A 13129-nucleotide genomic window follows, 5' to 3' on the forward strand; every position below is an offset into this window, starting at 1 on the left:
AATCACGGCGAGAATCCATCTCAACGCGCAGCGTTGCGCTCCTTCCGCAACTGCTGCTCGAAGCGCAAGCGGTAGTCGGACACCATCGTCTGCAGCAATCCCGGCTCAACGAACGCGTCCTCTTCACCCGCCTGCCGGCGCCGCTCCCGGCCCAGCACATCGGTCGTCTCCGGGTGGCCACTGAGGACGATATCCGCCTGCATGTCGGCAAGTTTCGCGAATGTTGCCTGGAAATCCTCGGCAATGGCCGGATAGCCGCGATTGCCCACCAAGGTATTGCCGGCAACGGTGATACTGCACAAGAACAGCAGCTGTCGCGGGGTGCCGCGATCATTCACCGTCATGCTCCAACTGGTACAGCCGCGCGTATGCCCGGGGGTAAGGTGCGCGGTGAGCTCCAGCTCGCCCAAACGAACCTTCTGGCCATCAGCTACCTCTTCATCGACGGTGACCGCTGCAAAAGGCTGGACGCCGTAGTTGGTGTCGCCCTGGTTGCGCCCGTTCTCCAGCGCCCAGCGGTCTCCGGCGCTGGCCAGTACACGGGCGCCGGTAGCGTGCTGGAGTGCAGCCATCGCGCCGACATGGTCGGCATGGGCGTGATTGCTGAGCAGCAGCCTGACGTCACGCAAGGGCACGCCAACGCTTTCGATGTTGTCCTCGATCTGCCGGGCGTTCTCTGCCAGGGTGGCGTCGAGCAGGATTGCCCCCTGGCGAGACACGATCAGGTAAGCCGCCAGCCCTTGGGTGCCGACGTAGTAGACGTTGTCGACGATACGGAAGGGTTTGTTTGGCGCAGTCCACGCCGGCGGATCGGCAGCCCACGTCGCTGGGCACCCCAGGCCCGCGGCCAACAACGCGGCTGCGCGCAGCCCCCAACGAACACCCTGCCCTGCTTTCATCGCTGCACCTCGTCTGGTATCTGCAGCCACTTTCGCCTGCCGCCACCGCTCCCACAAATGCGAAGAACTGGGCCGAGTCATGAGTTTTTTCAGGGGCGGCTGCCGTTCGCAGGCAGTCGTTCTGCGCTACCCGGCAGGAAGCGCGGCAAGCACGTGATCGGCAACGCCGAACGACCACCGTCCGCAGCGCACTGTAATTGCGATTTCCCGCAGCGCAATTTTTACGGGCTTTTCTACAGAACTGTATCGACGCCTGCTTGCAGCCGGACGTACATTCGCGTCCATCCGCCCCGAGAAGCCACAATGATCCGTCGATCCTTGTCCCTGCTGCTTCCGCCGCTGGTCGGCGCCGTGCTGCTGTGTGCGTGTGACGCCAGCAAGCCGAAGGCGGTTGCCGACACGCAGCCCGTTGCCACGCCTGCCGAGCTCCCGCTATTTGAAACCTTCGGCGATCTGCATCGCGATATCGCCAGCAAGGTGCCCCTGGCCCAGCGCTACTTCGACCAAGGCATGCGCCTGGCGTATGGCTTCAACCATGAAGCAGCTGGGCGCGCGTTTGCCGAAGCCGCGCGATTGGATCCGGCCTGCGCGATGTGCGTGTGGGGCCAAGCGCTGGTATTGGGGCCCAATATCAACCTGCCAATGGACCCGGCCGCCGCCAAGGACGCTACTGCCCTGGCTGCGCGCGCCGCCAGTCTGGCCGGTAATGCCCGGCCCGTGGACCAGGCACTGATCGCCGCCTTGCAGAAACGCTACGCCGATCCCGCACCGGATGACCGCAAGCCGCTGGACCGTCGCTATGCCGAGGCGATGGCCGCCGTGGTTGCGCAGTACCCCGAAGACGATGACGCCGCCGCCCTGTATGCCGAAGCGCTGATGGATCTGTCGCCATGGGCCTATTGGGAGAACGGAAAGCCCGGCAACTACACGCAGACCCTGGTGGCGGAACTGGAGCGTGTGCTGGCGCGCAATCCACGCCATATCGGTGCCATGCACTACTACATCCATGCGATGGAGTCCTCGCCCGAACCCAAACGCGCCGAGCCACAGGCCGATGCACTGGCCGCACTGGCACCGGGATCGGGCCATCTGGTGCATATGCCCGCGCATATCTACATCCGCACCGGCCGCTACCACGATGCCACCCTGACCAATCTGTCGGCCACCACCGCCGACAAGGATTTTCTGGCCGTCTGCCGTGGCAGCAATGGCGTCTACCCGCTGGGCTACGTGCCGCATAACTGGCACTTCGCCACCATGACCACCGGCCTGACCGGCTCGCGCACGCTGTCCATGCAGGCCGCCCGGCAGACCGCCGAACGCGCCGACCGCAGCGCAATGGGCGAGGCGCCGATGCAGTTCATGCAGCAGTTCGTGGTGACGCCTCTGCTCACCCAGGTTCGCTTTGGCGACTGGGACGCCATTCTCGCCGACACCGGCGCCGCGACCGAGCTGCCCTACCCCAGCGCGATCCGCCACTTTGCGCGTGGCATGGCACATGCCCGCAAGGGCAACCTGGAACAGGCCGAAACCGAGGCCGGTGCGCTGCACGCAATTGCCGCCGACCCGGCGATGGCACAGATCAGCTTTTTCGACATCAACCATGCCGATGGCGTGTTGCGCGTTGCCGACGCACTGCTACGTGGCGAGCTGCTGCGCGCGCAAGGCAAGCACGACCAGGCCATCACCGCCCTACGCGAAGCCGCTGCAGCCGAGGACGCATTGGCCTACAACGAGCCTGCCGACTGGCCATTGCCGATACGGCCCTATCTGGGCGCCGCATTGCTGGATGCCGGTGACGCCAAGGGCGCGAGCGACGCCTTCCAACAGGATCTGACCACCTATCCCGCCAATGGCTGGTCGCTGTATGGATTGGCACAGGCGCAGCAGGCGCTGGGCCAGAAGGAGGCTGCACAGGAAACCCAGCGCCAGCAGACACAGGCCTGGCAATGGGCTGACGCTCCGCTCACCGCAGCGCGCTACTGAGCAGCAACCAACGAGGGCGGCGTTGCCCGGCTTTCATCGGGTTGCGCCGCTGCCATCGCTGCCATTGCCAGCGCCTCGCGCTGCTGCCAGCTGCCGCTCAGTTGCCGATAGGGAATCTGCCTGGCGTCGAGCTCACGCAGATACCAGGCGTGTTGCCACTGGCGGAATGCCTCATCGCGGCGGGTGCCATCCTGCACGAAGGGAACATCGGGATCACACAACAGCACCAGGTCATAGGGACGCGCGGCCAGCGCCTGTAGCAATAGGTCGGCGCGACCAAACATCGCTTCGGCGTACATCAAGGTGGTCAGCGGCGTGGTATCGCAAACCAGCCAGCGCGTGGCCGATGCCTGTATCTGTTCCTCGCGCGCCACCTGGGTCTGCGCGATGTGCAGCAGGTCGGCCTCCTGCAGTTGCCCGTCCTGCGCCTCCCACAGTTCACGGCCATATTCGGCCGCGTGAAGGCTGCCCAATCGCTCGGCCAAGGTTCGGGCAAGCGTCGATTTGCCCGTGGATTCGCCACCGATCAATGCTACCCGCCGCACGAAATGGCGGTATACCTCCGCCGCAAGCTGGTCACGTTGCCCATGCAGGTCGGCACGCAGTGCTGTCCCCGATACGGGCACTGCGGCGCGCGCAGGATCGACCGAAACGTGCGCCACCGCGCGCCCGCCACGCAACTGTTGTTGCTGCGACAACACGGCCGCGAAACCCGGGCCATAGTCTTCGCTGCTGAAAACAATGTCGACCTCGCGCTGGATCACCTCGCGCAGCAGCCACGCCATGAACTGGCGATGTGCATCATCGCCAGCGTCATTGCCAGGCAAGCGACGCGAGGCCAGTCCGCATTGTCGGCAATGCGCAGCCAGGCGCGCATCATCCAGCACCCAAAGGCTGGCGGCCGGATACAGCGCCTGCAACCAGGCCTCGCGCTGCTCCGGTGCCATGCCGGGGAACTCCGGCTTGGTATAGCTGACCACGATCAACTGCGCGCAGGCTGCCTGCGCGTGGTCCAGCAACAGTTGGTGGCCGCGATGCAAGGGGCAGAACTTGCCAACCACCAGCCCCGTCCCGCTCCCACTCATGCCGCGGCACCCTGCTCACGCCACAGACGGCGCCAATGGCGCCATGCAAGCCAGGCATTGATCCAGTACGCGGCATACAACACCGAGGTAAGGGTCAGCCCGCGCGAGGCGTACAGCGGCACGGCGATGGTATTGACCAGCACCCACACCGGCCAGGTCTCGATGCGCCGACGCATCAGCAGCAACTGCGCCAACACCGACAGGCATAGCACCGACGAATCCGCGAACGGCGCGTAGGCATCCGTATACACGTGCAGGACCAAACCATAGACGGCACCGGCGCAAAGCGCCGCCGCCCCCATCAGCGCAAAGCTGCGCACCGGCGTCCGCCGGATGGGCAACGCCGCGTGGCTGGCACTGGCATGCCAGTTCCACCAGCCAAACAGGCTGGCCACCACGAAGAACGCCTGCAGCAGCACGTCGGCGTACAACTGGGTATGCCAGAACAGCAGCCCGAACAACGAGCAGCCGATGATGCCGGTCCACCAGGTGTGTACGCTGTTGCGCGCGGCGAACAGGATCGAAGCGGTTGCCAGCAGGTTGGCAGCGATCTCCAGGGCACTCATGCGCCCAGGCCTTCGATCAGATCGGTAGTGTATTGCAGCACTTTGTCCTCGGCATCCATCAGCACGACCTGTACCGACAGGCCTTCCAGGGTAGTTTGCAGTGCGGCTTGCGACTGCGCGGCATGGCCGGCTTCGGCGGTTGGCACGTGCAAGCGCACGCTGCCGTCGGCGGCTTGATGCACCCGGAAGCGCGACAGCGGTATCCCGGCCAGTGCATGGGTAAGGTCGATATTGTTGATCCAGCGGCCAGCAGCGGTGCGGTAACGCACCGGCCGCCGCCCCTGCAGGCCGACGATCATCGGCGTATCGCCGCACATGGCCAGTGCCCCCTGGTCGCCGGTGCGGTAACGCAGCAGCGGCAGGCAGAAGTTGAAGCCGCCGGTCAGGGTGATCTCGCCCACCTGCCCCATTGGCAGCGCGGCGCCATCATCGTCCAGCACTTCCACGTACATGCCCGGCTGCAGCAATACATGGCCGCCGCATGCCGGGTCGTATACCGCCAGCGGCCCGGCCTCGTTCATCGAATAGATATCCAGCACCGGGCACTCAAAGCGCTGCTCCAGTGCCTGGCGCAGCCCCACCGACAAGGCCATCGATACCGATAGCAATGCGCGTGGCCGGTGCGACAGGTCCAAGGTCAGCAAGGTCGCAAAGGAGATAGGGTCGCCGGCGATCACCTCTGGCTGCAAGGCATCGATGTAGGTGCCGCGATCATCGGGATGACGCCACTCATCCGGATACAGGTTGATCTTGGCCAACCCGGACTCGTCCATGGTTGGCGTCACCGATACATAGGTAAAGCAACGCTGCTGCATGCCCAGCAGCATCACCCCCATCTGCCCGCGACCGTGCTGCAGGCACACCCCAAAGCGTGCCAACGCGCGCTTGTGGTGGGCCAGGTAGCGCGCGGCCACCAGCGGGTGCGAGGGCAGTACCAGCGGGTGCCCGGTGGTCCCGGTGGTACGGAAGTTCATCATCCGCTGCAGCGGCACCGGGTCGGGAACAAACTGCGCGATATCGGCTGCCAGGTCGGCGCGCTGCGTGGGAGCGATCTGCGCGAAATCCATCTCCGGACCGCGCGCCCTGAAGTACGGAACCTGTGCATGAACGTTGGCGACAAATGCGTCCAGCCACGGCGGCGGCGCGCCCGGTTGCCACTGGAACTTCGCCTGCAGAATCTCCCGCTCATACGCATGCAGCTGCTCCACCTCCTCGGCCAGAAGGCGGTTGCCGCTCTGGTTGCGATATCGCGGCGCAGCCGGATGTTCGCGCATACGGTGCAGCATCGCCCTGCCCGCCTCGCTCAAGGTGGGATAGCGCTCACCGTCATGTGGGCCCTGGTTCACTCGCGCGTCCACTTGTCCGCTGATTCTTCGGCCGCCTTGCGCGCCAGTGCTTCGCGGATGGCCCGCGCGCGCGCTTCGGCCGCACGACTGGCCTCCAGCAGGCGGCGCCGCTCGACGCTGCTGACACTCGCCAGCCGGTCGGCGGCCTGCGCGGCCGTCTCGCCTTCTGGTAACAGCCCCAGCCGGGCGATGGCGGTGCGCGCCAGCTCTTCGCGGCGATCAGGATCATGCAGGTAACGCGCCACCGGCGCTTCGGCGGCCAGCGCCGGTACGACATCGGTGAACAAGGGCAGCAGCAGCTCGCGTTGGAAGCGCCGTTCGCGCCAGCCTTCATCGGCCAGCAACCACGCCATCACCGCCGCCAGGCTGAGCTGATTCGCACTGACAGCAACAAGTTCGCCGGACAGGCTTGCCCGCAATCCCGCCGGCAGCGCAACGCCATGCAGGGCAAGCACATCGTTGACCACCGCCGCGACCTGCAGCTGGCCTTCGCGCCCGCGGCGCGGTGGGTCCAGGAAGTCCGGCGGCGTATCGATCAAGCAACGCAGCAAGGCGTCGAGTGCAGCGGTCGTACTCATCACCATGTCCGTCCTGTTGTGTCGTCATCGCGGGCGGCATTTGCCGGGAACATACGTCGCTGGCTCATTGCCGCCCCCCATCGTTCTGCTGGTAGTGGCGCTGGCTGAAATCACGCGCAAAGCCGAGCAGGTCGCTCATGTCGCGTACCACATGGATGTCCCAGCCTTGCTGGCGCGCGCGCAGCAGATCCGCGGTCCAGCCCTTGGCGCCTGCCAGCGTGGCCGGCAACGGGCTGTACAGATTCAACGCCATGCTGCCGCCGGCACGTGCCGCGCGCAGTGCTTGTGCAGCGATGTCCCAGCCACTGTTGCCGCGCTCGTCCTGCTCGAACATGGTGGTGATGCCGTCGTCGGAGATATGCAGGATATGCACCGCACGCGCGCCGGCCGGGCGCTGTGCGTAGGTGCTGCGCAGGCGATGGATGGGGAACGCAGTGGCGCCACCGAAGTACCCCACCAGCACCTTGAGGATGTCGTCCTCGCTACGCACGAAGCCATCGGTATGCAGGCATTGCTGCTTGCCACTCCACAGGGTGGCCTGCACGCGCGCACCTGCACGCAATGCTGACAACGCGATCACCGCACCGGCCAGTGTCAACCACGAGGTGACGTGCTGCGGGTCGGGCATGGAGCCGGAGCTGTCCACGTAAAGGTCAAGGTCGATGGGCTCGCTGGCGGGCTCGTTGCCCGGCGCCGGCCCCATCACCCGCCGCACCGTGGTCACGCCCGGCACCACCGTCGGCGATTGCACCAGCGTCTGCATCCAATCCACCGCATCCAGCGGGTCACCCGGCTCCCACGGCTCCAGCCCTTCCAGCTCAGGCTCCATCGCCTGTGGCTGCGGGCTCACCGGGAAGCGGATCAGATGTGGCAAGGCACGTTCGCGGTAATAACGCACTGCGAACTGCTGCGGGTTCAGGTCCAGGCCGGCGGCACGCAGGATCTCGCCATACTCGAATGGCTCGCGTGTCTGCCCGGGCCCGGAAGCCGTGCCCACAGCCTCCGCAGGTGCTTGCCCGGTCTCGTCTTCGAGCGCCTCGCCGGTGATGCGCGGGTCCAGCGCCGGGTGTATCGCCGGGGCCAGTTCATCCTCTTCCAGACGATCCAGCCCCACCGGCTGGCTGCCGCGCCCGGCGTGACGTGTGTCCATCAAGGCATCCACGCGCGCATCGCTGACCGTCTCCAGCAGGTGCGGTAACAGCAACGCGCTGAAGCGGCTGGCGCCCTCCATCCATTCGCTGGCATACGTGCGGATCACCCGCGCGCCCAGCCACGCGTCGCCGCGCAGGCTGGCATCCTCCACCGGCCCGCCGAGACTGCCGGCCGATTGCTGCCAGAGTTGCTCGTAGATGCCCATGTACAACTGCCATAGCGGCGAGCTGGCGGCGGACGCAGCCGCCAGGCGTTGGTAGATCTCGGCCATACGCAGGCCGCATTGCCGCTGCAATCGATCATTGATCAGCAGGTCGGTGTACAGATTGGCCACCATTGGCGCGTGCGCTTCCAGCGTCGGCAAGGCGCGGCGGATACGCGCCAACAGCCGCGCGTGGTCTGTGGCGGTGGCCGGCGCCAACACGTGGTGGCCGATTTCGTGGGCCAGGATCTCGCGGGCGTGATCCTGCAAGCCCAACCGCAGCACCTGCGGCAGATCGATCACGACACGCTGATCGGCCAGCCGGATCATCGCGAAGCTGCCGGTCAATCCTTCGCGGGCAGCTTCCACGCTGCTATCGCACAGACGGGGATCCTGCAGCCGGGTAAAGCGGCTCCAATCAGCCAGCGCCAATGGCCATGCCGCACGCCACTGCTCCAGCACGCGCTGCTGATCCAGCGGGTTCATGCCGTCCCCGGCAACAGGCACACCTGGTGCGACCACGGTGAGTACACCGCCACACCGGCAGGGCCGGCAACCGCGGCCAGGCCATCGGCCGGCGCTGCATAGGCAATGACGGTGCTACCGATGCGCGCGCCCTGGCTGTCGAATGACACCTGCGTCGCCGGCGTTTCACGCGCGGCGGCAAACTCCGCCGCGCTGGCCGGCAACACCACGCCACCGAAGGCATCGGCAATCAGCAGGAAGTGGCGCCCACCGCTGCGGGCGATGAATCCTTCCGCGCTTGCACGCAGCTGCGGCGGGGTAGCGAAAGGACCACCCAGGCCAGTGAAACCGCCCAGGCGCTGTCCCTGCACATTGGCGGCAGCCCCTTGCGGATGCCACCAGCGTTCGCTGTGGATCTGGCTGCGCGTCGCAGTCCATTCGCCCTGCTCGACCCCCAACGCCGCTGCCGCCAGCCCGGCAGGCAAGCGATCGGCCTGCGCCAGGGCGGCCACGCGCAGGTGTGCCATGCCCGCCTGCCACGCGCACAAGGCGCCAACCGCGCGCAATGCCGCCGTGTCTGCGCAATCGGGCAGCAAGGCAGCCATCCGTTGCAGCCATTCGGCAACACGGACACCGGGGACTTCATCCATGCGGACGACGGCGTTGCTGATCGCGCCCAAGGTTTCCAGCGGTGCCACCGCGAGCAGCGGCGCCGCGGGTACCGCCAGCTGCTGCCAGGCCGTGTCCACCCATGGCAAACGCGCGGCGGGGCCAGCCAGTCCCTGTGCCACCAGTTCCAGGCCCAGTTCAAACGCCACTTCCACAACCATCGGCACTGCGGCTTCATCCACCCCAGCCACCGCCACGCACAATGGGTCCAGGCTCTGGCCGATGAATGCCGACAAGGCCGTCGTGTCCAACGCCGGCCAGCGCTGCCGCGCCTGTGCCACGCGTTGATTGAACAGGCTGCGGCGCGACGCCAGCACGCTGGTCAATACAGGCGACAGCATCTCAGCGCGCCTGCTGCCAATGCAGGTAGTTGGTATAGCGTTGATGCAGGTACTTGAGCTTGAGCAGGTCGTCGTAGAGATGGCCGTACAGCTTGCGTCCCTTCACCCGCTCCTCCACCAGGCGCTCGATGCGGGTCAAACGCGCGCGCGTCTCGCGCTCGCTCACGCCATCCAGGCCGCGCGCGAACTGCGCGGACAGTTCGCCCACCGGGTCATTGCGGTCAAGGTCCAGGCGATCGTACTCGGCGTTGGAACTGTCCAACAGCCAGCGCAGCCAACTGAGCCGGTCGCTGCGATAGGCCACGTTCTCTGGCAAGGCGAAGAACGGCGCATCCAGATCCGGCTGCAACTTGTCGTTGAGTACGAAGGGCAATACCTGGCGCACGTCGTCCAGCGCGACCGCGGCATTGCCACGGAACCAGGCCAGCGCCTTGGCGAACATCAACAGCGTCATCAGGTTGCGCACCGACAGACCGTTGCGGGTCTGGCAGCCCAGGTCCTTCATGCGATCACGGCCGGAATCGGCGGCGACCGCCTGTGCCCAATCGATACCGGCCAGGCGCACGGTGTCCTTGGTCAGGTACTCGAACTGCGCGCCAGCCGTTTCCATCAGCTCGAACTGGCTGCAGAAGAACTCGATGCGCCGACGCACATCCTGTGGCACCTCGACCGCGCGGATCTGCTGCAGCATCTGTTCGCATTCGCCATCGTTGAAGATGATCTCGCGCGGCACGACTTCTTCCGGGCGGATGTTCTGCTCGATGCGCAGCAGCATCTCTTCCAGGAAGCGCGGGTTGAAGGCCAGCGCCTGCACCACCACGTCGATACGGTCGCGCAGTGCTTCGATCACCTGGTAGGTGCCGCCGCCACGGTCGTCATTGGCCGTCAGGTACCACGCCGATTCCGGGCATTCGTAGACCTGGTTGAGCACCTCGGCGTAGTTGTCACCCATCACCGTCAGCAAGGCACTCTGGGTGCGGGTGGGGATGCGGTTGTACTCATCGATGATCTTGACCCGCATGCCCAACCAGCTGCGCCAGGCGATGCGTATCTGCGACATGTCCTGCGCAGCAACCAGATCAGCCGGCAGCGGATTGCCCAGCAGGTCGGCGATGGTCATCTGCGGATGGCCATGCTGCATGGCGCGGCGCACCTCGCGCACCGGATAACCGGCCAGCACGCCCATCAGAATCGCGCTGGCAGTCTTGCCACGGCCAGGGCCACCCACGAACAGGCATTTGCGGCGCGTGGCGAAGGTCAGCAGCGGCAACAGGACGTAGCTGGAATAGCTCTGCGCCGAGGGCAGGGTCAGGGTGCGATGGGTATCACCGACGCTGAAGCTGGCCGCCGGCCCCTGGTGATACTCGATATCGTAATGCGGGCTGATGATCGCGTTGTTGACGATCCAGAAGTAGGCCTGCCGCAGCTTTTCGTCCAGCGCCAAGGGCGGCGCATCGGCGCTGTCGCCCAGCTGTACCGGTCCCTCATACAACTCGGCCACATCAAAGGTCCGCGCAGCGGGCTCGGCCTTCGGGTTGGTAGGCGCCTGCGACAGGCGCTGGAACAGGTTGAATGGCGACACCCGGGCTTCCCTTCATCAAGTGGCCCGGATTCTAGCGTGGTCGCCGTGAGTAAGGCCGCAGCTCAGTCAGCGGCTTGCGCGGAGAGGGTGAACTGAAAGACCTGTTCGCGTGTACCGCCGGAAACGGTGGCGGTGAGCTGCCGGCCCTCCCGGCGATACGCGATCCGCTGTGGATAATCGTGCTGCGGGTTCTCGAATACCGCCGACTGGTCGCCCTGCTCCACCAGTCCGAAGCGCACCGGCGCCGGATTGCCGGGCACATCGGCGACGTAGTAGAGCAGCCCGCCGTCTTCGATGATGCGCAGTCGTTCTTCAAACTGCAGTTTGCCCTGCCGATAGCTGCGACCTTCACCCACCAGCGCATCGGCCTGCCGTCTCCACTGCTCGCTACCGCTGCGATCAGCCGCCAGGCCGGTGCGCTGCCAATCACCGAGCAGCCATCCCAGCGAGCTGACCTCCGCCGCAGCGGCAATACCGGGCAGCAGGGAGAGGACGAGCATCAAGGCGGATCGGGACATGGGGTTACGCTCCTGCCGGCTCAGGCACGTGGCGGAATCAGCGCGTCGTCCAGCGCGGCGGCGCGCTGCCACGCCGGACGGCTGCGCAAGCGTTCCCCGTAGGCGGCGAACGCGTCACGCTCAGGCATGCTCTTGAACATCTGTCCCCACAGCACCTGGCTTCCCACATAGACATCGGCGGCACTGAAGCGCTCACCCAGCAGCCATGGCGATGCGGACGCGGCAACCGTTTCCAGCGTGTCCACGGTCTGTTCGAAGCTGCCATAGCCGACCATGCCGGCCTTTTCCGGCGGCGCCAACAGGCCCATGGCCTTGGCACTGACCGCCGCTTCCACCGGTCCAGCGGCGAAGAACAACCACCGCAGGTAGCTACCGCGCTGCGGATCGTCCAATGCCGGGGCCAACCCCGCGCTGGGGAAGGCATCGGCCAGGTAGGCGCAGATCGCCGCCGCTTCGGTCACCACCACCCCGCGATGCACGATGGCGGGCACCTTGCCCATCGGGTTGACCGCCAGGTACGCGGGGGACTTCATGCTTTCCCCATACACCATCACCTCGGTGCGGTACGGCTGCCCCAGTTCCTCCAACATCCAGCGCACGATCCGACCACGCGACATGGGGTTGGTATGGAAGATGATGTCTTCTGCTGCAGCACTCATTGGTCGGCCTCCCGGGGTGATTGGTCGGGAGTCTAGCGCTGCGGGTGGAGATGCGCTCGGGCTGTGCATGGCTGTCGCTGGCTGTGGCTGTGGCTGTGGCTGTGGCCGTGGCCGTGGCCGTGGCCGTGGCCGTGGCCGTGATTTTGACTCTGCTTGAAGCCGTCATTCCCGCGCAGGCGGGAATCGCTCTGGCCCTGGCCCTGGCCCTGGCCTTGGCTTTGCTTAAAAGCCGTCATTCCCGCGCAGGCGGGAATCGCTCTGGCTCTGGCCCTGGCCTTGGTTTCGCTTAAAAGCCGTCATTCCCGCGCAGGCGGGAATCGCTCTGGCACTGGCTTCGCTTTGCTTAAAAGCCGTCATTCCCGCGCAGGCCCGAATCGCTCCAACTCCAGCCCTGCCTCCTCATTCATTCGCAGCGCTGGGCTGCACCCCCAACCCACATCCGCCTCAACGGTTGGATTGCGCCATTTTCGGCAAAAGACAAAAGCCAAGCCAAAGCCAAAACCAGAGCGATTCCCGCCTACGCGGGAATGACGGCTTGAATCAAGAGACAAGGCAGAAGCAACGACAAAAACAACGGCAAAAGCAACGGCAGAAGCAAAGGCAAAAGCAAAGGCAAAAACAAACCAAAAGGCAAAACCAAAAGCAAAATCAAAAAGTGAAAGGAGCAGCAAACCACTGCCCCAGTCACCCTCCCCATCATGCAATGCAAACCTCAGCGCGGACGACCCGCTGGCGGCGCCGGTGGTGGCTCGATGCCCTTGCCCCGCAGACAGGCCTCCATCGCTTCATGATCCAGCCGCGGCGGCTTGGCTCCATCGGCAGGTGCGTTGCCACCGGGCGGCTTCTGCGTCACGCCCTGCTCGGCCGCACAGGCTTCAAATGCCTTGGCAACTGCCGGGTCCATCGGCGGACCATGGCGCGGCCCAGCCGGCGGACCGCCGGGGGGGCCTCCCTGTGGACCGCCCGGAGGCGCACAACCGGGACCTCGGTGCAGCGACGCGCAGCCGCTGACGGCCAACACCAACACGGTGGTCAAAGCCACGCCAAACGGGCGCGGGGTATGCATCGACATGTTTTTCTC

13 protein-coding genes are annotated in these 13129 nt (G+C 65.7%); 1 reads left to right on the forward strand and 12 read right to left on the reverse strand.

Features of this window, described 5'->3' with window-relative positions:
* Nucleotides 1–20 precede the first annotated feature (20 nt).
* Entirely contained in the window at nt 21–899 is an 879-nt protein-coding gene (gene bla, locus RT460_RS11570; protein ID WP_313319108.1) for a subclass B3 metallo-beta-lactamase, read from the reverse strand.
* A 303-nt stretch (nt 900–1202) separates the two neighbouring features.
* Here bla and RT460_RS11575 point away from each other — a divergent pair, with 303 nt between their 5' ends.
* Nucleotides 1203–2885 (forward strand): hypothetical protein, encoded by a 1683-nt coding sequence (locus RT460_RS11575; RefSeq protein WP_313319109.1) that lies wholly within the window; start codon nt 1203–1205, stop codon nt 2883–2885.
* On the opposite strand, the gene RT460_RS11580 is transcribed toward RT460_RS11575, so the two are convergent.
* The 11 genes from RT460_RS11580 to RT460_RS11630 all read right to left on the reverse strand — a co-directional run bounded on the left by RT460_RS11580 (nt 2879) and on the right by RT460_RS11630 (nt 13120).
* Complete coding sequence (locus RT460_RS11580; protein WP_313319110.1) at nt 2879–3970, reverse strand: AAA family ATPase; 1092 nt, start codon at nt 3968–3970, stop codon at nt 2879–2881. The two genes, RT460_RS11575 and RT460_RS11580, sit on opposite strands and share 7 nt — an antisense overlap.
* Nucleotides 3967–4536, reverse strand: a complete 570-nt coding sequence (pnuC, locus tag RT460_RS11585; RefSeq protein WP_313319111.1) for a nicotinamide riboside transporter PnuC — start codon at nt 4534–4536, stop codon at nt 3967–3969. Before pnuC ends, RT460_RS11580 begins: the two co-directional genes overlap by 4 nt.
* Complete coding sequence (locus RT460_RS11590; protein WP_313319112.1) at nt 4533–5882, reverse strand: AMP-binding protein; 1350 nt, start codon at nt 5880–5882, stop codon at nt 4533–4535. Before RT460_RS11590 ends, pnuC begins: the two co-directional genes overlap by 4 nt.
* Nucleotides 5879–6460 (reverse strand): hypothetical protein, encoded by a 582-nt coding sequence (locus RT460_RS11595; RefSeq protein ID WP_313319113.1) that lies wholly within the window; start codon nt 6458–6460, stop codon nt 5879–5881. Before RT460_RS11595 ends, RT460_RS11590 begins: the two co-directional genes overlap by 4 nt.
* 64 nt (nt 6461–6524) lie before the next feature.
* On the reverse strand, nt 6525–8300 hold the full coding sequence (locus tag RT460_RS11600; RefSeq protein ID WP_313319114.1) for a hypothetical protein: 1776 nt from the start codon (nt 8298–8300) through the stop codon (nt 6525–6527).
* Nucleotides 8297–9289 (reverse strand): hypothetical protein, encoded by a 993-nt coding sequence (locus tag RT460_RS11605; RefSeq protein WP_313319115.1) that lies wholly within the window; start codon nt 9287–9289, stop codon nt 8297–8299. The genes RT460_RS11600 and RT460_RS11605 overlap by 4 nt, the downstream gene beginning before the upstream one ends.
* Before the next feature lies 1 nt (nt 9290).
* Entirely contained in the window at nt 9291–10871 is a 1581-nt protein-coding gene (locus tag RT460_RS11610; RefSeq protein WP_313319116.1) for a MoxR family ATPase, read from the reverse strand.
* A 62-nt stretch (nt 10872–10933) separates the two neighbouring features.
* Entirely contained in the window at nt 10934–11389 is a 456-nt protein-coding gene (locus RT460_RS11615) for a DUF6265 family protein (protein WP_313319117.1), read from the reverse strand.
* A gap of 20 nt (nt 11390–11409) precedes the next feature.
* Entirely contained in the window at nt 11410–12048 is a 639-nt protein-coding gene (locus RT460_RS11620) for a glutathione S-transferase family protein (RefSeq protein WP_313319118.1), read from the reverse strand.
* Nucleotides 12049–12401: 353 nt separating this feature from the next.
* Complete coding sequence (locus tag RT460_RS11625; RefSeq protein ID WP_313319119.1) at nt 12402–12752, reverse strand: hypothetical protein; 351 nt, start codon at nt 12750–12752, stop codon at nt 12402–12404.
* Nucleotides 12753–12760: 8 nt separating this feature from the next.
* Nucleotides 12761–13120: a hypothetical protein gene (locus RT460_RS11630; RefSeq protein WP_313319120.1), complete on the reverse strand. Its 360-nt coding sequence runs from the start codon at nt 13118–13120 to the stop codon at nt 12761–12763.
* Nucleotides 13121–13129: the final 9 nt, after the last annotated feature.

The organism is Stenotrophomonas sp., assembly GCF_032061965.1.
GTDB lineage: Bacteria > Pseudomonadota > Gammaproteobacteria > Xanthomonadales > Xanthomonadaceae > Stenotrophomonas.